Source organism: Pedobacter sp. L105 (assembly GCF_009765875.1).
Classification (GTDB): domain Bacteria; phylum Bacteroidota; class Bacteroidia; order Sphingobacteriales; family Sphingobacteriaceae; genus Pedobacter.
Window position 1 is genome coordinate 158355 of record NZ_LMUP01000004.1, and the last position, 19546, is coordinate 177900.

At 42.2% G+C, this 19546-nt stretch carries 19 protein-coding genes; 8 read left to right on the forward strand and 11 right to left on the reverse strand.

Annotated features, from left to right (window positions below):
- Position 1: 1 nt before the first annotated feature.
- Together GSQ84_RS05800 and GSQ84_RS05805 are read right to left on the reverse strand one after the other, a co-directional pair.
- Positions 2–535 carry a heavy-metal-associated domain-containing protein gene (locus GSQ84_RS05800; RefSeq protein ID WP_158796322.1) on the reverse strand — a complete coding sequence of 178 codons (534 nt, stop codon included), beginning with the start codon at positions 533–535 and terminating at the stop codon, positions 2–4.
- An 80-nt stretch (positions 536–615) separates the two neighbouring features.
- The gene (locus tag GSQ84_RS05805; protein WP_158796323.1) at positions 616–1011 is read right to left on the reverse strand and encodes a hypothetical protein; all 396 of its coding nucleotides are present in this window, start codon (positions 1009–1011) and stop codon (positions 616–618) included.
- Positions 1012–1102: 91 nt separating this feature from the next.
- Between GSQ84_RS05805 and GSQ84_RS05810 the strand changes: the two genes are divergently transcribed.
- Together GSQ84_RS05810 and GSQ84_RS05815 are read left to right on the forward strand one after the other, a co-directional pair.
- Positions 1103–1822, forward strand: coding sequence for a peptidylprolyl isomerase (locus tag GSQ84_RS05810; RefSeq protein WP_158796324.1), 720 nt, complete (start codon positions 1103–1105; stop codon positions 1820–1822).
- Between the two features lie 21 nt (positions 1823–1843).
- A complete protein-coding gene (locus GSQ84_RS05815) occupies positions 1844–2614 on the forward strand; it encodes an exodeoxyribonuclease III (protein WP_158796325.1) in 771 nt (256 codons plus the stop codon).
- A gap of 3 nt (positions 2615–2617) precedes the next feature.
- Here GSQ84_RS05815 and GSQ84_RS05820 read toward each other — a convergent pair whose 3' ends face one another.
- From GSQ84_RS05820 to GSQ84_RS05850, 7 genes are all read right to left on the reverse strand, one after another.
- Positions 2618–3184, reverse strand: a complete 567-nt coding sequence (locus GSQ84_RS05820) for a 5-formyltetrahydrofolate cyclo-ligase (RefSeq protein WP_158797346.1) — start codon at positions 3182–3184, stop codon at positions 2618–2620.
- Between the two features lie 234 nt (positions 3185–3418).
- Positions 3419–3979, reverse strand: coding sequence for an elongation factor P (gene efp, locus GSQ84_RS05825; RefSeq protein ID WP_158796326.1), 561 nt, complete (start codon positions 3977–3979; stop codon positions 3419–3421).
- Positions 3980–4130: 151 nt separating this feature from the next.
- Positions 4131–4748, reverse strand: coding sequence for an ATP-binding cassette domain-containing protein (locus tag GSQ84_RS05830; RefSeq protein WP_158796327.1), 618 nt, complete (start codon positions 4746–4748; stop codon positions 4131–4133).
- An 8-nt stretch (positions 4749–4756) separates the two neighbouring features.
- Positions 4757–5542 (reverse strand): acyl-ACP--UDP-N-acetylglucosamine O-acyltransferase, encoded by a 786-nt coding sequence (lpxA, locus tag GSQ84_RS05835; RefSeq protein ID WP_158796328.1) that lies wholly within the window; start codon positions 5540–5542, stop codon positions 4757–4759.
- Positions 5539–6951: a bifunctional UDP-3-O-[3-hydroxymyristoyl] N-acetylglucosamine deacetylase/3-hydroxyacyl-ACP dehydratase gene (locus GSQ84_RS05840; protein ID WP_158796329.1), complete on the reverse strand. Its 1413-nt coding sequence runs from the start codon at positions 6949–6951 to the stop codon at positions 5539–5541. Before GSQ84_RS05840 ends, lpxA begins: the two co-directional genes overlap by 4 nt.
- On the reverse strand, positions 6941–8020 hold the full coding sequence (gene lpxD / locus GSQ84_RS05845) for a UDP-3-O-(3-hydroxymyristoyl)glucosamine N-acyltransferase (RefSeq protein WP_158796330.1): 1080 nt from the start codon (positions 8018–8020) through the stop codon (positions 6941–6943). Before lpxD ends, GSQ84_RS05840 begins: the two co-directional genes overlap by 11 nt.
- A 120-nt stretch (positions 8021–8140) precedes the next feature.
- Positions 8141–9370, reverse strand: coding sequence for an HD domain-containing protein (locus GSQ84_RS05850; protein WP_158796331.1), 1230 nt, complete (start codon positions 9368–9370; stop codon positions 8141–8143).
- A 104-nt stretch (positions 9371–9474) separates the two neighbouring features.
- On the opposite strand from GSQ84_RS05850, the gene GSQ84_RS05855 reads away from it, so the two are divergent.
- The 3 genes from GSQ84_RS05855 to GSQ84_RS05865 all read left to right on the forward strand — a co-directional run bounded on the left by GSQ84_RS05855 (position 9475) and on the right by GSQ84_RS05865 (position 12752).
- On the forward strand, positions 9475–11028 hold the full coding sequence (locus GSQ84_RS05855; protein ID WP_158796332.1) for a bifunctional response regulator/alkaline phosphatase family protein: 1554 nt from the start codon (positions 9475–9477) through the stop codon (positions 11026–11028).
- An 8-nt stretch (positions 11029–11036) separates the two neighbouring features.
- Entirely contained in the window at positions 11037–11456 is a 420-nt protein-coding gene (gene tsaE, locus GSQ84_RS05860) for a tRNA (adenosine(37)-N6)-threonylcarbamoyltransferase complex ATPase subunit type 1 TsaE (RefSeq protein WP_158796333.1), read from the forward strand.
- Between the two features lie 69 nt (positions 11457–11525).
- Positions 11526–12752: an alanine dehydrogenase gene (locus GSQ84_RS05865; RefSeq protein WP_158796334.1), complete on the forward strand. Its 1227-nt coding sequence runs from the start codon at positions 11526–11528 to the stop codon at positions 12750–12752.
- Here GSQ84_RS05865 and GSQ84_RS05870 read toward each other — a convergent pair.
- Both GSQ84_RS05870 and GSQ84_RS05875 read right to left on the reverse strand, forming a co-directional pair.
- A complete protein-coding gene (locus GSQ84_RS05870; protein WP_158796335.1) occupies positions 12742–13929 on the reverse strand; it encodes an MFS transporter in 1188 nt (395 codons plus the stop codon). The genes GSQ84_RS05865 and GSQ84_RS05870 overlap by 11 nt on opposite strands.
- Positions 13930–13966: 37 nt before the next feature.
- On the reverse strand, positions 13967–15298 hold the full coding sequence (locus tag GSQ84_RS05875; RefSeq protein ID WP_158796336.1) for a D-alanyl-D-alanine carboxypeptidase/D-alanyl-D-alanine-endopeptidase: 1332 nt from the start codon (positions 15296–15298) through the stop codon (positions 13967–13969).
- 134 nt (positions 15299–15432) lie between these two features.
- On the opposite strand from GSQ84_RS05875, the gene GSQ84_RS05880 reads away from it, so the two are divergent.
- From GSQ84_RS05880 to GSQ84_RS05890, 3 genes are all read left to right on the forward strand, one after another.
- Complete coding sequence (locus tag GSQ84_RS05880; RefSeq protein ID WP_158796337.1) at positions 15433–17946, forward strand: zinc-dependent metalloprotease; 2514 nt, start codon at positions 15433–15435, stop codon at positions 17944–17946.
- 274 nt (positions 17947–18220) lie between these two features.
- Entirely contained in the window at positions 18221–19162 is a 942-nt protein-coding gene (locus GSQ84_RS05885) for a hypothetical protein (RefSeq protein WP_158796338.1), read from the forward strand.
- A gap of 95 nt (positions 19163–19257) precedes the next feature.
- Positions 19258–19449, forward strand: a complete 192-nt coding sequence (locus GSQ84_RS05890) for a cold-shock protein (RefSeq protein WP_037441187.1) — start codon at positions 19258–19260, stop codon at positions 19447–19449.
- The last annotated feature ends 97 nt before the right edge of the window (positions 19450–19546 follow it).

Below are 19546 nucleotides of genomic sequence, written 5' to 3' on the forward strand. Positions count from 1 at the left end.
TTTAGATACTCAGGTGAAATATACGTGTTTCACGTCCGTCAACTATACCTTTGCCACTCAGGTAAGTAGCCGACTTTAGCTCTGCAGCTTTTTTCTTAAATGCCGAAGAGGTAATAAAATCCTTATCCAGTATGCGCGCTGTAACTACTCCGTTGAGGGTTTGATTTTTGGCATTAACAAACTGAAAAACCTGTCCGTCCGACTTTGCCAGGCCGGCGCTGTCAATAGCCATATTGCTGAAATTGAATGTTGCAGAAAGATCGCCTATAGAAAACCCGGCATCCTGAACCTTGTCCCTGATCTGGTCGATATCTACCTGCTGGCCTGTTTTAAAAGTGAGTACAAAAATATTTTTGTTCAGATTGGGTGTAACCGTTTCGATAAAGCCTAAACTTCGCAATGAAGTTTCTGTGGCTTTGGAGCACATGGAACAGGTTAATCCGTTAACCTGTAGTTCTGCTTTTGAAATTTGCTGTGCGAAAGTATTACCTCCGGTGAGGATAAAAAAAAGAATCAAATAACTGATCGTTTTCATATGAAATGAATTTGAAATAAAAAATAGCAATAAATTAAGGGTACCAGAAAGCCTGGTAAGGGGGTTAATTTATTCCTGATTTAATTCCTGAAAACGCAGTTGAATACATGTAATGCAATACGCGAAGAAAAGGGCGGCGCCTTATTTTCCACCTTAGAAAACAGCTTGGGTAAAATGACATCAAAAATGTCTGAAAGAAAAGGAGGCAGAAACCAATGCACACTAAAAGTTTTTGGCAATTCGGTTTTTACGCCCGACTGGTGACAGTCTTTTATTTTCGCATCTACAGACGTATTTTTGCAACAGCTACTGGTTGATGCCGCCTTCTCCATCCCGCATCCCTTTGGGCTGCTTAACTGGGTAAAATGAACGGCCGACAACTCACCTCCGCAAAAATGCAGGCTCAAAGCAACACCAATTACGCTAACCAGGTAAAAGATGCACAATCCTAAAGCTAATTTTTGTTTCAGTTTCATCCGTATGTGAGGCCGTGTTAGCTGACCAGTGGAAGTCATTACTAACAAACGTAGTAATAAATTTGATAACTTAGCCAAAAATAGCCTGTCAATGAGAAAAATTTTAACGCTCCTGTTATCCCTGTGCCTGCTCTCTGCTTTTGCTGCCAAACCAAAACATCAGTATGTAAGAGTAAAAACGTCTTATGGTGAATGTATCATCATGTTATACAATACAACCCCGCAGCACCGTGATAACTTTGTAAAACTGGTAAAAAAAGGATTTTACAATGGTGTGCTCTTCCATCGGGTAATCAAATCATTTATGATACAGGGCGGAGATCCTGATTCTAAAACCGCAGCTCCTGGTATAGAGCTGGGTAACGGAGATGTGGGTTATACGATCCCGGCAGAATTTCGGGATAGCCTTTTTCACAAAAAAGGCGTTCTTGGCGCCGCAAGGGACGACAATCCAAAAATGGCTTCCAGCGGCTGTCAGTTCTATATTGTAGAAGGGAAAAAATTCACAGATTCACTGCTGGATAGCGTAGAAATTAAAAGGCTTCATTTTAAACTTCCGCAGTGGCAGCGCGAAGTCTATAAAAGAATTGGCGGCAGCCCTCATTTAGACCGAAAATATACTGTGTTTGGTGAAGTAGTTAACGGCCTGCCCATGGTGGATAGCATCTCAGTTGTACCAGGAGATAAGAACAACCGTCCATTAACCGATATAAAAATGACTGTTACCCTGCTCAAAAGAAGGCAGGCACGCAGGCTCGAAAAAGAACTGTACCTGATGGATGAAAAAGACAGGCCTGCGCTCAACCAATAAATCATAAAAAAATAAATACGAATGAAGATAATTTCTTACAATGTGAATGGAATCCGTGCGGCATCTACCAAGGATTTCTTTGGCTGGCTAAAAGCATCGGATGCTGATATGATCTGTTTGCAGGAAGTTAAGGCCATGCCGGTACAAATTCCTGAAATCATTGCCCTGATCGAACAGCTGGGTTACCATCATTACTGGTTCTCCGCAGAAAAAAAGGGCTACAGCGGCGTAGCTATCCTCACGAAGATTAAACCAAACCATGTAGAATATGGCTGCGGAGAAGAATGGATAGACAAAGAAGGACGCATTTTAAGGGCTGATTTTGACACGTTCTCCCTGATGAGTGTATATCTTCCATCCGGATCATCCGGCGACGAGAGACAGGTTAAAAAGTATGAATTTATGTCATTCTTTCAAAACTACATTAGTACGTTACGGGAAACGCATCCAAATCTGATCATTTCCGGTGATTATAACATTTGCCATACCCCGATAGATATTCATAACCCTAAATCAAATGCTAACTCTTCAGGTTTTTTACCAGAAGAAAGGGAATGGATGGGTTTGTTCCTGGAAAGCGGTTTAATCGATACGTTCAGGCATTTCAATAAAGATCCGCATCATTATACCTGGTGGAGTTACAGGGCCGGATCAAGAGGTAAGAACCTGGGCTGGCGCATCGATTACCATCTGGCTACTGCCCCTTTGCTGGAAAGGGTAAAAAGTGTGAAAATACTGCCTGACGCGATCCATTCAGATCACTGCCCGATTGTAGTAGAACTGGAAGCGTAACTCCTAGTTATTGAAATAAACAGTTTTTTCGGGCGTAAGGCATAGGTTCAAACGCACATCATTCACGTGGGTATCTGAAATGGTATCCACGTTCTCAAACAGGGAAAGACCAACTTTAAGGACGTCATGCCCTTCCAGGAAACGGTCATAAAAGCCTTTTCCATAACCTACGCGATACCCTCTGCTGTCAAAGGCCAGCAAGGGAACAATCACCATATCGATCTTTCCGGTATATTCGTCATCCAGTATGGGTTCCAGAATATTGAACAGGCTTTTTTGCAGCTCTTCTTCGCCCCTGTAAGGATGATGGGTCATCAGTGAAGTGGTAAAATCTGCTTTCGGAACGATGATCCTGATATCCGGGTGATTTTCCCTGAGCCACCGGGCCAGCATAAAGGTATCCGGTTCGTTTTTCTCCTGTATGGGCAGGAAAAGATGAATGGTGCAGATCTTCTCAAAATTTAAAGCAGAGAACTGTTGCAGCAGTTTTTCACTTAATCCAATTACCTCATCCAGGCTGAGTGCCATCCTGCGTGCCATTGCTTCTTTCCTGATCGCTGCTTTATTCATATGATGCTGCATTTGCCGCAAGATAAACATCCTGGTGCAACCAATCATAAACTTAAGTTTAAAAACTATTTAGCGCCAAAACCACTATAGGCAGCTATAAAGCATTTTAAAACAATGAACACTACCGATGAAACAACCCTGCACTGCTAAAAAAAAGCCATAAAAAAATATGGCTTCGGGAACCACTCCGAAGCCAAAATCAACCTAAACCTAAAACTAAACTATGAAAACTCTTTATTTAACTCTTTCTACGTAATCGCCTGTACGGGTATCAACCTTTACTTTATCGCCCTGGTTGATAAACAACGGCACTTTAATTTCTACACCGGTTTCTACAGTAGCATATTTCATGGCACTGGTAGAAGTATCCCCTTTAACAGCAGGTTCAGTATAAGTGATTTCCAGTTCTACATTTTGAGGGATATTGGCCAGAATCGGCTCATCACTCTCAAATGCGATTACTACATTCATTCCTTCTTTTAAGAACTTAACCGACTCCCCGAATAATGATTTAGGGATATTAAACTGCTCAAAAGAAACAATGTCCATTACCACGAGGAAATCTCCATCCTCATACAGGTACTGGTAATCACTGGTCTCTACACGACAAATCGTTACCTCTTCATCTGTACGAAACCTATACTCCACTAACTTGCCGGTTTTGATATTTCTCATCTTGGCCTGGTAAAAAGCTCTTAAATTTCCAGGAGTACGGTGAATCAGTTCTTCTACCTGAATCAGCTCTCCGTTGAAACGAAGAATATTACCATTTTTTACTTCTGATGCTTTTGCCATTTGTCTGAAAATTTTGCTTAAACCAGCAGCGCTATTTCGTGCCGCAAAGGTAAAAACTATTTGTGGATTCTACAATAGAAAAATTAAATATTATTTATAAAGCGAAATACGGGCATCATACGTGACATTCTGCTTGCAATCGGTAGGAAAATTAACCCTTATAATCGGTTATTTTTATTAAATTATCGCAAAAGGAATATTCATTTTCCTGGTTAGACCCCACTAAAACGAGTTTATCAGCAGTAAAATCCCTGATTAATTCATGATACCAGTCCATTCCCTGCTGATCGAGGTTTGAAGTTGGTTCATCCAGAAAGAGTAAAGGGGAATTGGTACAACAGGCGAGTGCGAGCTTGGTCCGCTGTTTCATACCGGAAGAAAAATACTTTAAAGCTTTATCCTGCGCTTTAACCAGGCCCAGGATATCCATTAGTTTTACGGCATCCAGGCCGGGATAAAACGCTTTAAATCTAAAATGAAAATCTATGGTCTCCTGCAGGGTAAACTCCTCTACCAGATCCAGGTAAGGCGCAGCAAAGCTGACCAACGTATAGATTTTTTCGATGGGAACTTCTGCTCCATTGGTATAGGTGATCGTGCCTTCAGAGGGCGCCAAACTACCCAGGATTACACTTAATAAGGTCGATTTCCCTGAGCCATTAGGGCCCAGGATAGCATATTTACCGGCAGCGCTGAACTGGTAACTGAAGTTTCTAAAAATCCATTCCTGGTTAAACCTTCTGCCGGCATCCTTTAAATCGATCGTCATTATGTTTTTTAGCCTGCTGTTCCGAAGCCTTTCATTACCCCTCTGTTAGAGTTCCTGATAAAATCAACGATTTCATCACGGATTTCTGTAGGTGCAAATTCTGCTTCTATCTTGTCCAGGGCTTTGGTTACATTGTTATGTTTAACGAACAAAACCCTGTAAATTTCCTGTATCTCATTAATTTTTTCGGAAGAAAAACCACGTCTTCTCAATCCAACAGAGTTAATTCCTGCATAGGATAGAGGCTCTCTCGCAGCTTTAACATAAGGAGGAACATCTTTCCTTACCAATGAACCACCGGTAATAAAGGCATGCGACCCCACTTTAACAAATTGATGGATGGCTACCAGACCTGCCAGAACCACATAACTGCCAATGGTAATATGCCCTGCCAGTGTAGTGCTGTTAGAGAAGATACAATGATCTCCCACTTCACAATCGTGTGCAATATGGGAATAAGCCTGGATCAGGCAATTGCTGCCGATCACGGTTTTCCATTTATCTTTGGTTCCCCTGTTGATGGTTACGCATTCGCGGATCGTGGTATTGTCGCCAATCTCTGCAGTGGTTACCTCTCCGGCAAACTTCAGGTCTTGCGGAACACCAGAGATCACCGATCCCGGAAATATTTTACAGTTCTTTCCAATTCTTGCGCCGTCCATGATCACTACGTTGGATGCAATCCAGGTACCTTCACCAATAACAACGTCTTTATGAATTACCGAAAACGGCTCTACGGTTACATTTTCTCCAATCTTTGCTTCCGGATGTATATATGCTAGAGGTTGTATCATGATACGCGTTCGCTTTCTTTTACTTTTGAAATTTGGGCCATCATCTCTGCCTCTACAACTATTTTATCTCCTACCATGCCCACGCCTTTCATCTGTGCAATGCCCCTGCGGATTGGCTCCATCAGGTCGCATCTGAAAACGATAGTATCCCCAGGTGTTACCTGGGCCCTGAACCTCACTTTATCGATCTTCAGGAAATACGTCAGGTAATTTCTCGGATCAGGTACAGTACTTAATACCAGGATACCGCCGGTTTGCGCCATAGCTTCAATCTGGATTACTCCGGGAAGAACAGGGGCGCCGGGAAAATGACCTTTGAAAAAATCTTCATTCATGGTTACATTCTTCACACCAACCACATGTGTTTTCGATAATTCTAAAATCTTATCAATAAACAGCATCGGAGGTCTGTGAGGAAGGATATCCATAATCTGTACTACATCATATAGTGGTTTTACAGAAGGATCATAAACTTTCTGTACCTTTTTATTTTTCTCTTTTTTGATTGCAGCTTTAATTTTTTTGGCAAAGGCGATGTTTGCCGCATGCCCAGGCCTTGCAGCCATAATATGGCCTTTAAGGTACATTCCTACCAATGCAAGGTCGCCGATCATATCCAGCAGTTTGTGCCTTGCCGGCTCATTCTGATAGCGCAGCTCCATATTGTTCAGGATACCCTGTGGTGCTACTTCTATTTTCTCGCGGTTAAATATTTTGGCGAGATGGTCCAGCTCATCCCTGGTTACTTCCTTATCCACGATCACTATGGCGTTGTTTAAATCTCCGCCTTTGATCAGGTTATTCTGTAACTGGTATTCTAATTCATGTAAAAAACAAAAAGTACGGCAGGAAGCGATCTCATCTTTAAATTCAGCGATGCTGGAAATTACCGCATGCTGGCTGCCCAATACAGGAGAATTATAATCAATCATACAGGTAAACCGGTAATCATCCAGCGGCATCGCCACGATCTCTACTTTTCTATCGGCCTCTGTATAAATGATATTGTGGGGGATCTGGAAATATTCCCTGTCTATCGACTGCTGTACTACACCTACACTTTCCAGCGCTTCCACAAAAAGAATGGCACTTCCGTCCATAATTGGCGATTCAGGCCCATCGAGTTTCATCAGGACATTATCAAGGTCCATCCCTACCAGTGAAGCCATGACATGCTCTACCGTGCTGACGCTGGCGCCATTCTGTGTGATGGTTGTGCCCCTGGCGGTATCTGAAACATTATCACAATCCGCATCTACGATGGGTTGCCCAGGCAAATCCGTGCGCTGAAATTTGAATCCGTGATTTTCCGGAGCGGGACAAAAAGTTAAAGTAACATTGGCTCCGGTATGCAGGCCTACCCCCTGTACAGAAACCTCACTTTTTATGGTTTTTTGTTTAACGTTCATTATTGTTGTGTGTAGTACTAATTATGCTATTCTCGGCTTCATTTTTTAATTCGGCCTCTACTTTTGTCATACGTTTCTCGAGCCCCGGAAGATGCCTGAACAATACAGAAGCCCTCATCCAGTCCCTTAACGGCTGAGCGGGAGTACCATGCCATTGTTTATTTTCTTCTGTAATGCTAAAGTTAACCCCTGCCTGTGCACCGATCTGGGTGCCGTTGGCCAGTGATAAATGCCCGGCTATACCTACCTGACCGCCCACGACAGATTTTTTGCCCACTTTGCTGCTTCCGGATATACCAGCCTGTGCGGCAACTACGGTATTTTCACCCACTTCCACATTATGTGCAATTTGGATTAGATTATCCAGTTTTACTCCTTTTCTAATGAACGTAGAACCCATGGTAGCCCGGTCTATAGCCGTATTGGCACCTATCTCTACGTCATCTTCTATCACTACGTTGCCTATCTGGGCAATTTTAGAATACGTTCCATCAGGCTGAGGCGCAAAGCCAAAACCATCACTGCCAATAACGGTGTTGGAATGGACCACCACTCTGTCACCAATTACTGTTCTGTTATAAATTTTAACCCCTGGATGGAAAGTATTGTGCGACCCGATCTTTGTATCGGCCCCAATAAATACCTGTGCAGATATTTCTGTATAATCGCCAATCTCCACATTTTCAGAAATATACGAAAAAGCACCTACAAATACGTTTTTGCCAATTTTTGCAGAAGGATGAATAAAAGAGGGTTGCTCTATTCCCGATTTGGTGGAAGTGTTCATTACCTCATTGTACTTTTCAAGTAAAACTGAAAATGCACTATACGGATCTTTAACTTTAACCAGCGTACAGGTCACTGGCTGCGCAGGAAAAAAGTCCTCACCTACAATGACTACAGAAGCATTGCTGATATAAATAAAGTGTTCGTACTTACGATTCGATAGAAAACATAGGGACCCCTCTTTGCCATCTTCTATTTTAGAAAGTTCTGTCACCTTAGCGGTTTCATCCCCTTCAATCGTTCCACTTAAAAAGTCGCTTATCTGCTTGGCAGTAAATTGCATTCTACAAAGTTAAATGTTAAATTGATATGAACAAATAAACCCTGCAAGCTAATTTTGTCGGGCTGCTCGTAATCGAAGGCTAAAAACGGGATAATAAATGAATTATTTTGTTAAATAATGCTAAATTATTCTCGGATAGCAAAGTATATGCTTTCTAACGGTCCTGTCGAGCGATTCCAGGTTCGAAAGATCAGACGCTTTAGCAATATCAGTTGTCGTATTATTTTTCATTAAAATGTTAATTGTACTGTTTCCTGCCTTGGTATTATAGGCGCGGTTGCTAATTACATCCGTAAAAACGAAATATGAAACGTCGTTTTGGTTAATTTCCAGACTGACTTCTGCGTTTTCCCTCATCATCTGCACGCGATTTTCATCGGGCGGCTCATTACTGATTTCAATTTTATACAGGTTTCTGTCTACCAGCATCTGGCACAGCAAAGAAAGCAGCCTGTCGTCATGTTCCCTCCAAACCTTCACTGAAGTAAAGATATCCTGGTCGTCCAGTTTTGCGAATTGCTGTAAATGAAGGTCCGATTCAAAGAAATCTTTTGCCAGAACTTCATTTTTTAAAAAGTGTTGTAAAGCAGGGGTGGCAAATACTTCCTGTCCTTCACCGGCCAGCTCTTTTGCCCTCTTTAAAATTTTAACCAGCAGCTGCTCTCCGGCAATTACTGTTTTATGCAGGTAAACCTGCCAGTACATCAGGCGACGTGCAATGAGAAATTTCTCTATGGAATAAATCCCTTTTTCTTCGATCACCAGATGGTCATCTGCCACATTAAACATCTTGATGATCCTGTCAAAGCTGATCACCCCTTCACTTACGCCGGTAAAAAAGCTGTCCCGGTTCAGATAGTCCATCCTGTCCAGGTCCAGCTGACTGGAGATCAGCTGATGAAGGAATTTTTTGGGATACCTGCCCGTAAATATTTCTATGGCAAGCCCTAATTTCCCCTCAAATTCTACATTCAGTTTTTCCATCATCAGCATGGAAATATCTTCATGCTGGATGCCCTTTACCAGTGAATGTTCGAGTGCATGGGAAAAAGGTCCATGACCTATATCGTGCAGCAATATGGCAATTGTGGCAGCCTCTTCTTCTGTCTTCGAAATGTCATGTCCTTTACCCCTTAAAACCTCTATCGCAAGGCTCATCAGGTGCATGGCACCAAGGGCATGATGAAAACGGGTATGCAAAGCGCCAGGGTACACTAAATGCGTCATTCCCAGCTGTTTAATATACCTGAGTCGCTGAAAAAAAGGGTGCGATATCAGGTCGAATATCAGCTCTGAAGGGATGTTGATGAATCCGTATACAGGATCATTTATGATTTTCTTTTTGTTCAATCTTTGGAAAATAATTTATACGGTACAAAAATTGCTATTTTTATCCGTACTTAAGAAAGAGATCTCTCTTTTTGAGGATTTATTTACACCTTATATATACAATAATGCAGGAAACCAAGATTCTATGGGCCGATGATGAGATTAATCTATTAAAACCGCATATATTACTGTTAAACGAAAAAGGATACCACGTTACCACTTTCACCAATGGAAATGACGCACTGGAAGCTTTTGGAAAAGAGCATTTCGACCTGGTCTTCCTGGATGAAAATATGCCCGGCATGAGCGGTCTCGAAACCCTTTCTGCTATCAAAAATATCAAAAGCGATATTCCTGTGGTACTGATCACTAAAAGTGAAGAGGAAAACCTGATGGAAGATGCAATTGGTTCTAAAATTGACGACTACCTGATCAAACCGGTAAACCCTAAACAGGTACTGCTCACGATCAAGAAGATTATAGATAACAAAAGATTGATCAGCGCTAAAACATCTATGTCTTACCAACAGGATTTCAGACGGTTGGGTATGACGCTGAATGAGAAACTGAGCTATGAAGAATGGGTTGAAGTTTATAAAAAACTCGTTTTCTGGGAACTGGAATTAGAAAAACTGGATGATCCGCAGATGCATGAGATTTTAACCATGCAAAAGTCTGAAGCCAATACACAGTTCTCAAGATTCATTGAAGACAATTATTTGGGATGGGTAAACGGTAAGGAAAAAGCGCCGCTGCTATCTAATGAGCTGCTGAAGAAAAAAGCTTTTCCGCACATCAACTCTACCACACCCGTATTTTTTATCCTGATTGATAATTTACGTTATGACCAATGGAAGATCATTAATCCGCTGATCACCGAACATTTCAGGCTGGATGAAGAAGATACTTATTCCAGTATCCTGCCTACAGCTACTCAATATGCCAGAAATTCAATTTTCTCTGGCCTGATGCCCCTTGAAATGGAAAAACGCTTTCCTTCCCTGTGGCAGAATGATGATGATGAAGGTGGAAAGAATATGCATGAAGAAGCATTCCTTGCCGATCAGATCAAACGCAGTGTGCGCAAAGAATGTAAGTTTAGTTACCATAAGATCCTTACCTACGACGATGGTAAAGCCCTTTCAGAGCAGGTGAATAACCTGATGCAGAACGAGTTTAACGCTATTGTTTACAATTTTGTGGATATGCTGTCGCATGCCCGTACCGATATGGCCATGATCAGGGAACTGGCAAATGATGATGCGGCTTACCGCTCACTTACCTTATCCTGGTTTGAACACTCCCCTTTACTGGAACTGCTTAAAAAGCTGGCGCAGAAACAGGTTAAGGTGATCATCACTACCGATCACGGAACAATCAGGGTGAAACATCCAAGTAAAGTAATCGGCGATAGAAATACGAACACTAACCTGCGCTACAAACAGGGCAGAAACCTGAATTATAATGCCAAAGAGGTTTTCCTGATTAAAAACCCTCATGAAGCACAGTTACCGAAGATAAATATCAGCTCTAACTATATTTTCGCAAAAGAAGACCGTTATTTTGTTTACCAGAATAACTACAACCAGTTTGTGAATTATTACAACGAGACCTTCCAGCATGGCGGGATCTCCTTAGAGGAGATGATCATTCCAATTGCCACTTACAGTTCACGCTAATTTACCCCATGCGTATTGAAATACATGACCTTACCGAATTAAGCAGTGCTGCAAAAGCGCTGCTTAATTTTGCAGGAGAAGAAAAGATATTCATTTTTGAAGGGGAAATGGGCGCCGGGAAAACTACTTTCATCAAAGCCCTCTGTGCGGAATTAGGCGTAGAGGATATGGTGAGCAGCCCTACTTTTTCTATCGTTAATGAATACGCCGCAGCCGATGAAGTGATTTATCACTTCGATTTTTACAGGATCAAAAATTTACAGGAAGCTTATGATATCGGCTACGAAGAGTATTTTTATTCCGGTAACTTATGTCTCATCGAATGGCCGGAATTGGTGGCCGAGATCCTTCCGGAAAGTTATGCCAAGGTAGAAATCGCCATTCTTTCTCCAGATACGAGGGCGTTCAGCTTTAGTATAGTGTCCTGAGATTTTATTTTTAAATGCTTGAATTCATCTTATTTTTATTAATTTCAATCAAATAAATCATCTAGATAAATGGCTACAGGATTACGGGAAGAAATGGCCTCCATTGCTCAAAAAGGGTTACTACAACCTAAAGAGACACTCTCTGAGTTAAAACAGAAAAGTAATAGCCTCTATATTGGCATCCCAAAAGAGATATCATTCCAGGAAAACAGGATCGCCCTTACCCCTTTGTCTGTTGCCCTGCTGGTAAACAACGGACATAAAGTGTTACTGGAAAGTGGTGCCGGTACAGGTGCTAATTTTTCTGATAATGACTACAGTGAACAGGGTGCCATTATCACTTTTAACAAGAAGGACGTTTTTGACGCCGATATCATCGTTAAGATTGCCCCGCCAACCGTAGAAGAGATTGAATTACTGCATAAAGGCCAGACGCTGATCTCTGCCCTTCAAATGGGCGCACTAAAAGAAAGTTACCTGAAAGCCCTGCTGGATAAAAAAATCAATGCCATCTGTTTTGAAAACCTGCGGGATGAAGGAAATATTTTAAGCGTTGTGCGCGCCATGAGCGAGATTGTAGGTGCCACATCGATTTTTATTGCTGCCGAGTATTTAAGCAGCGTAACCGGTGGCAAAGGATTGATGCTCGGTGGATTTACCGGCGTTCCTCCTACGGAGATCGTGATCCTCGGTGCCGGAACAGTGGGCGAATATGCTGCCCGTACAGCCTTATCCCTGGGTGCAGAGGTTAAAGTATTTGACAGCTCTATCTACCGCCTGCGCAGGCTCCAGAATAACCTGGGCAGCCGTGTGTTCACCTCTGTGATGCAACCTATAGTACTGGGAAAAGCCGTTACCACCTGCGACGTGGTTATAGGCGCCATCAGGGCTACCAATGGCCGAAGCCCCTGTATTATTATGGAAGAAACCGTAGCCCGCATGAAACCGGACTCTGTAGTGATCGACGTAAGTATAGATCAGGGCGGCTGTTTTGAAACTTCTGAAGTGACTAACCATAAAGACCCTATTTTTAGAAAACATGATGTGATCCATTACTGTGTTCCTAATATCGCTTCCAGAGTGCCAAGAACAGCATCTTATGCCTTAACAAATATCTTTACCCCTATTCTGGTGGATATAGGTGAAATGGGTGGGCTGATGAATGTAGTATGGAATAAACCCGGTATCAGGGATGCACTGTATATTTACCAGGGACACCTGACCAATAAAGACCTGGCCAATAGATTTAACCTGCCTTGTAAAGATATAGAACTACTGGTGGCCGCTAATCAGTAAGGGTGATTACCTTTTTTGGTGCTTTCCATATAAATTGAAGATAGGCTAACCCGCTTAAGGTAACGCCTGTGCAAATAAAAAAGGCTACAGGTATGGCAGTGATATCATCCACAAACAGCCATCCAGCCAGCAGAGCCCCCAGTCCGATACCTGCCTCCAGCGCAATGTACATGGTGGCCATTGCTTTTCCGCGATGTTCAGGATCACTCAGGTCTATCGTCCAGGCATAAGCTGCAGGGGATAACATTCCTGTAGCAATACCGTATAAAGCCGAGGCACCCATGAGCGACCATGAAGAACCTGCTAAACCTATCCACACCAGTGAAACGGACATGATCACAATGGATATTTTCAGGATCAGCACCCTGCCGTATTGGTCGGATGCTTTGCCCGCAATGAACCTGATCAACAAAGACGTAACCGTAAATACCACAAAAAATAACCCTTTATTGTTGGTCCCCAGGTATTTGCTCCAATCGCCTATGACAGTTAATATCGCCCCATAACTTACATAACTCAGTAGGGTAATCAGCGCAGCTGGTATCACCCTCCATTCAACAATGTCCTTTCTTTTGATTTTTAAAAGCGAAAAGCTGAACCGTTGTTTTTCCTGTAACGATTCTTTCATATTAGCCAGTATCACAATGGACAACAGCGCAAATAAAGAAGAGCAGTAAAACAGGATATCTATAGAGAAGTGATCAGTAATAGTGCTCCCTATTGCAGGGCCTATGGCCAGTCCGGTACTAAAACATAAACCATGGATCCCCATCGCTTCGCCCAGTCTGCTTTTCGGCACCAGGTCGGCCACAAAAGCGGCGGTGGCAGTTGGTTTAAAACCTGTAGAAAATCCATGGATCAGTCTAAGGAATAAAAATCCCGCTATGGTAGTTAATACCGGATAAAGGAAACCGCAAATAAAACACACAATAGAGCCTACAGCCATCACAGGTACCCTGCCGATCGTATCGGTCAGCTTTCCGCTAAAAGGTCTGGAGAAGCCCGCAGTGAGCGTAAACAAGGCAATGATCAATCCTTTGTAAGAAGCCCCGCCCATGGCAGTCAGGTAAGCTGGCAATTCCGGGATCAGCATGTTAAAGCTGGAAGAAAAAAGGAAGGAGCTTAAACAGACCAGTCCAAACTGTAAAGTGTAAATCGATTCAGCGGATTTTTGCATATCCGAACAAAAATAACATTAAACCCGATACTTTCTTTTAGAATTTTTCGTGAATGTAAGTCATGATTTTTACCATTTCTTTCCTCGAATCAGCAGCAGGGCCAACAAAGTTATTGTTCATGAAGGAAAAGACCAGTACCCTTCCCTTTTTGGTCAGCACATAACCGCTTTGGTTATACACCCCGGAGAGGCTTCCTGTTTTTCCAAAGATAAAAGGATGATCCGTTTTAGGATAAGTGCTTTTCAACGTCCCTGATTTGCCTCCTGCAGGCAGCATCCCGAATAGTTTTTCCCTGTTGTTTACTTCTTTATCTATCATCCGGAGGATGGCGATCATATCGGCCGGACTAAACAGGTTCATCCTGGACAAGCCCGATCCATCAACCCATCTTGGTTTATTAGGTAAACCAGCCAAATACTTTTCCTGGACAAATTGAATAACTGCCGTCGCATTTAAAGGTCCCTGAAGCTGGTTCGCATAAACCAGCATCAGCTGTTCGGCAATAAAATTATCACTGGGCTGCAGCATTTCACGCAACACTTCTTCAGATTTTAGGTTATAAATGGACTTTGCAGAAGCCGGCATCTCCATGTGCAACACCTGGACAGGAACGTGAAGCGTATCATTTAACAACCGTACTGTAGTTGCTGTACTGGTTTTATAAGGAATGAACTGGTCGTAGTTCGCAGCCATAGTGACAGCAGGATAGTTAAACCTGTTCTGGTTAAACTTCCTCACCGCGTAAAAAGCTTTTTCTGCAGATAGGCTATCCACCTTAAAACTATCCGTAAATACAATAGGTACAATACTTAACTTTCCGTTGGTATTTTTTGCCTCGATCAGGTTATCCATTAAAGGCAGCTCTGTAATTTCTGCCTGGTAATAATCATTGTAATCGTCCCATGCCCAACCCGGTCCGTAAAAATTACCTGTATACCTTCCGGGAGAAAAGAATAACTGCTTATGGCTGTTTTTCAGAAAATTGGCCGCCTGAACTCCCTTTAGACGTCGCTGGAAGAACGAAGGATCGCCGGTTCCCCAGAAGATCAGTGAATCTCCTTTTTCAATATATCTCAGGGAAGGAATGGAATCAGGTATTAATTTCAGTCCTGCATAAAAAGTAAACAGCTTGGTATTGGAGGCCGCAACAAAATATTTGTCGGCATTTTTTTCATAGATCACTTGCCCATTATCCAGATCAGCTAAGGCAAATCCTACCAGATGATCATTTAAGGCGACTGAATTTTTAAATAAACCATTTACTTTACCAGCCATCTGCCGGTTTACAGAACAACTTTCCAGAATAAACAGCAGCAAGACCGCTAAACCATAAAAGCATTTGCTGTAAGGGGATTGATTTTGTCTCATTTTAGTGTATTGCGGCTAATCTTACCGTAATGTATCAATTATTTTATCTAAATGATCAACTGAATTTTTAAAATGTGTTCTAACAATCAATATATTTAGCCCCTCAATCCAAAACTAAATCACAGTCAAAAAGAATGAATACAAAAACAAGATTACTGGCAGTAGCCGGTATGTGTGTTTTTTGTGCGCTAGGCAGTAATACTGTATATGCACAAAAAAAGTCTAAAAAAAATGTACCTGCGACAACCACTCCTGCGCCGCAACCTCCGCCCCCGGCAAAAAAAGACGAGATTAAACATTTTAAAGATGTGATCACAGCCAAGGCAAGAACAAAGAATGGCCTGTTTAAAACATACAAAGTTGATGATAAATGGTTCTTCGAGATTCCCGATACCCTGCTTAACCGCGAGATGCTTGTAGTATCCCGGCTCAATAAAGTTCCTTCTGGCGTGTCTGTTGGTAATCAGCAGTACGGAGGAGAGGAGCTGAATGACCAGGTATGGCAGTGGGAACGCCGCGGAAAACAGATTTTTTTACGTGTACCAAGTTATTCTGTAAGCGCAGACAGCACTTCAGATATGTACCAGTCGGTTAAAAATTCAAATCTGTCAACCATTATGGCCAGCTTTGATATCAAAGCCTACAACAAAGATACCACAGGGGTGATCATCGATGTAACTGATTTCTATAACGGGGATATCATGGCCATTAGCGCAACAGAAGCATTGAGAAAAGCCTATAAATCCACTGTCCTTGACCCGACACGCTCTTATATTGATACGATAAAAACATTTCCGCTGAATATTGAAGTGGTGACTACCAAGACCTATAAAACCGGGGAATCACCTATTGATAACAGCATAGGCGCAATTACTTATGAATTTAACACCTCTATGCTGTTGTTGCCTAAAATACCGGCAAAGGCGAGGCTGACAGATGCAAGGGTAGGTTATTTTGGCCAGACGCAAATAGACTATGGCACAAACGCCCAAAAGGCGGAACGCACGGCCTATATCCACCGCTGGAACCTGGTTCCCAAAGATACTGCTGCTTATATGCGTGGCGAACTCGTGGAGCCTGTTAAACCAATCATCATTTATATTGATCCTGCGACACCGAAAAAATGGGTTCCTTATCTGATTCAGGGGATTAACGACTGGCAGGTGGCCTTTCAGGAAGCCGGATTTAAAAATGCGATCATCGGTAAAGAAGCACCAAGTGCAAAAGAAGATCCTGATTTTAGCGTAGATGATTCCCGCTACTCTGTGGTGCGTTATTTCGCCTCGGACATTTCAAATGCCTATGGCCCGCATATTTCTGATCCGCGCACCGGACAGATCCTGGAAACCCATATCGGTTGGTATCATAACGTGATGAACCTGCTGAGAAACTGGTATTTTGTACAAACAGCAGCCATTAATCCCGCTGCAAGAAAAGCCAAATTTGACGACCAGCAAATGGGTGAACTCATCCGCTTTGTGTCTTCACATGAGATTGGCCATACCCTTGGATTACCACATAATTTTGGCTCCAGTTATGGTTATCCCGTAGATTCGCTACGTTCAAAAACTTTCACTGATAAACACGGAACAGCACCATCCATTATGGATTACGCCCGTTTTAATTATATCGCCCAACCAGGTGATGGCGTAACTAAACTTCACCCTGCTATCGGAGAATACGATAAATGGTCTGTTAAATGGGGATATACCTGGTTTCCGGGTAATTTAACGCCTAAACAGGAGCGCGAAAAACTGGATGTATGGACCATAGCAAAAGCTGGAAATCCTTTATATTTCTACGGCCGTCAGGGTACCAGCCTTGACCCGCGTCTGCAAAGTGAAGACCTGGGTGATAATGCCATGAAAGCCAGCACCTATGGAATTGCCAATTTAAAACGCATCCTTCCGAACATAGAAAAATGGACTTACGAAAAGGGAAAAGACTACAGCGATCTGAAAGAAATCTACAGTGAAGTCCTGGGACAGTTTAACCGTTATATGGGACATGTGACAGCCAACGTAGGCGGCATGAGCGAGAATTTTAAAACCTACGACCAGAGTGGCACAGTATACACTTATCTGCCAAAGGCTAAACAGAAAGAAGCGATTACTTTTTTTAATCTTCAGCTTTTTACCACTCCCCTGTGGCTGATCAATACGGCAGAATTGAATAAATTTGATAACGGATTGGTGTTAGGCGGAATCAAAAGTGTTCAAACCCGTACCCTGGGCAGTTTGCTGTCTCCTTTCCGTATAGCCAGATTGCTGGATAATGAAACTAAAAACGGAGCCACACTTGCCTATACCTTGCCCGAGCTATTTAATGACCTTCATACAGGTATATTTCCTGCAGGGAGACCAGATGCCTTTAAAAGGAATTTACAGCGTTCTTATGTAGACAGACTGGCCCTTTTAATGACTAAAGACCTGGAACCAACAACAGCCGCGGCGAACGAAGGAAATGCCAGTTCAGGAAATACCCCGGTAAGCATATCTTTATCTGATATCAGGCCGTTGGTAAGGGCAGAACTAAAGTCCCTTCTGCTTACCGTAAAATCAAGAGCGGTTACAGGCGATTCCATCACCAAAGCTCATTATGATGATCTGGCGATAAGAATTAGCGATATCCTGTATCCCAAAAAATAAATTAATAGTTAAACCAGACTAAACCTTGCCCTGGGTTTAGCCTGGTTTGATTCTTACTCAATCCATATCTAGTCCATATTGAGTCCAACTCTAGTCCAAGTTTCTACAACAAATACATGGACTCAATTTGGTTTGACCTTTTATAAATTTTGGATTGACTTAAAGCTAATCCCAGCTGAGATCAGACGTAGGGAAGATTGAACAAATAACTCAAATGCCTATGATTAGCAAAGAAAGGCTGATATATTTACAGGAAAAAAAGCGTTGTCTGTATATGAGAGCATTTACCTCCCTGTCAATTGTCGTAAGTTTTGGCCTATTTTTCACAGCCTGTAATAGCAGTTCCTCCAAAAAAACAGCACAACCAAAAGCCCCCTTAGACCTGAGTACCATCAGGGGAATCAGGTATACCGAAGTAAAACGCCGTTTTAGTAAGGGTCTTTCCTTTGATTCCATGGGTTTTCAGCAGGAACCCAGCTGGATCATCCGGTTTAAAAAACCCGATACCGTTGAAGCATATGATCCCGGAAAGAAGATCATGCAGCCATTTTTTTTGACGCACGATCATGCTGAGGTTTATAATTTCGCCAAAGAATATTTCAGGTTTAAATTGATCAGTAAAGACAGCGTTGTCTTTCAGCGTCTGCAGGTTACGAAAAAGGAGATTGCCGATGATATACGATCTGATGTAAACATGACTTTTTATGCAGATGATTACATCAAAAATGTACTGCACACCACGGCAGCACAATTACAGCGCCCAAGTAAAGCAGATACCTTGTTTATCGCCAGCCTGGTGGCCCGTGCCAACCGGAATCCCGGCAACCGCGACAGCGTTTTTGCAGGCAGACAGATTGCCACGCTGACGCCCCGTGACAATAGAATATCTGTAGAGCTTGTAAATACTGTAGATGTGATGAACGGTAAAACGCAATCTTTTGCTTACCTCTATCCACGGTACCATGTAGTAATTCCCAATGCTTACAAAGAGTTTGGCTATGATTTTACCGTTCTGGTGGATGAAAAAGGGAAACTGCGCCTGGGAAATTTTTATACCAATATGTCTGAACTCAAGGAACAACGCAAAAAAGTTCTGGAAGGGATAATTAGCGTTTACCTTCAGAATTTATTGATAATTAAACCTGGAAGCACATTTGGGATGCCTCATGCCAGTGAAATTACCGTATCAGTAGGCGGCAGAAAAGGGTCAAAATAAATCTTAAAAAATTATATTCATCAAAAAATGAAGCATTTGCATATTATAAAAAAATAATTACTACCTTGCACACTTAATTATTAATACTTAATACAATGCAAGAAGGAACAGTAAAATTTTTTAATGTAACTAAAGGTTTCGGATTTATCGTACCAGCAAATGGCGATAGCGAAATTTTTGTACATTCAACAGGCCTTATCGATGAAATCCGTGAAAACGACAAAGTAGAATACGATGTTGAAAGCGGTAAAAAAGGTTTGAATGCGATCAATGTTAAAGTAATCTAGATTATTATAACCATAATTCGTACAAGCTTCCTGATGAGATATCAGGAAGCTTTTTTTATGCCTGCTAATTTGGCCTCCTTCGTAAAGCTTTTCTATC

Excerpts from the sequence above, each read along its gene's own strand:
- GSQ84_RS05870 (WP_158796335.1), bottom strand. The coding sequence starts at position 13,929 with ATGCAAAAATCCGCTGAATCGATTTACACTTTACAGTTTGGACTGGTC.
- tsaE (WP_158796333.1), top strand. The coding sequence starts at position 11,037 with ATGCGTATTGAAATACATGACCTTACCGAATTAAGCAGTGCTGCAAAA.
- GSQ84_RS05890 (WP_037441187.1), top strand. The coding sequence starts at position 19,258 with ATGCAAGAAGGAACAGTAAAATTTTTTAATGTAACTAAAGGTTTCGGA.
- GSQ84_RS05855 (WP_158796332.1), top strand. The coding sequence starts at position 9,475 with ATGCAGGAAACCAAGATTCTATGGGCCGATGATGAGATTAATCTATTA.
- GSQ84_RS05880 (WP_158796337.1), top strand. The coding sequence starts at position 15,433 with ATGAATACAAAAACAAGATTACTGGCAGTAGCCGGTATGTGTGTTTTT.
- GSQ84_RS05815 (WP_158796325.1), top strand. The coding sequence starts at position 1,844 with ATGAAGATAATTTCTTACAATGTGAATGGAATCCGTGCGGCATCTACC.
- GSQ84_RS05820 (WP_158797346.1), bottom strand. The coding sequence starts at position 3,184 with ATGAATAAAGCAGCGATCAGGAAAGAAGCAATGGCACGCAGGATGGCA.
- efp (WP_158796326.1), bottom strand. The coding sequence starts at position 3,979 with ATGGCAAAAGCATCAGAAGTAAAAAATGGTAATATTCTTCGTTTCAAC.
- GSQ84_RS05875 (WP_158796336.1), bottom strand. The coding sequence starts at position 15,298 with ATGAGACAAAATCAATCCCCTTACAGCAAATGCTTTTATGGTTTAGCG.
- GSQ84_RS05885 (WP_158796338.1), top strand. The coding sequence starts at position 18,221 with ATGAGAGCATTTACCTCCCTGTCAATTGTCGTAAGTTTTGGCCTATTT.
- GSQ84_RS05840 (WP_158796329.1), bottom strand. The coding sequence starts at position 6,951 with ATGAACGTTAAACAAAAAACCATAAAAAGTGAGGTTTCTGTACAGGGG.
- GSQ84_RS05830 (WP_158796327.1), bottom strand. The coding sequence starts at position 4,748 with ATGACGATCGATTTAAAGGATGCCGGCAGAAGGTTTAACCAGGAATGG.
- lpxD (WP_158796330.1), bottom strand. The coding sequence starts at position 8,020 with ATGCAATTTACTGCCAAGCAGATAAGCGACTTTTTAAGTGGAACGATT.
- GSQ84_RS05800 (WP_158796322.1), bottom strand. The coding sequence starts at position 535 with ATGAAAACGATCAGTTATTTGATTCTTTTTTTTATCCTCACCGGAGGT.
- lpxA (WP_158796328.1), bottom strand. The coding sequence starts at position 5,542 with ATGATACAACCTCTAGCATATATACATCCGGAAGCAAAGATTGGAGAA.
- GSQ84_RS05805 (WP_158796323.1), bottom strand. The coding sequence starts at position 1,011 with ATGAAACTGAAACAAAAATTAGCTTTAGGATTGTGCATCTTTTACCTG.
- GSQ84_RS05810 (WP_158796324.1), top strand. The coding sequence starts at position 1,103 with ATGAGAAAAATTTTAACGCTCCTGTTATCCCTGTGCCTGCTCTCTGCT.
- GSQ84_RS05865 (WP_158796334.1), top strand. The coding sequence starts at position 11,526 with ATGGCTACAGGATTACGGGAAGAAATGGCCTCCATTGCTCAAAAAGGG.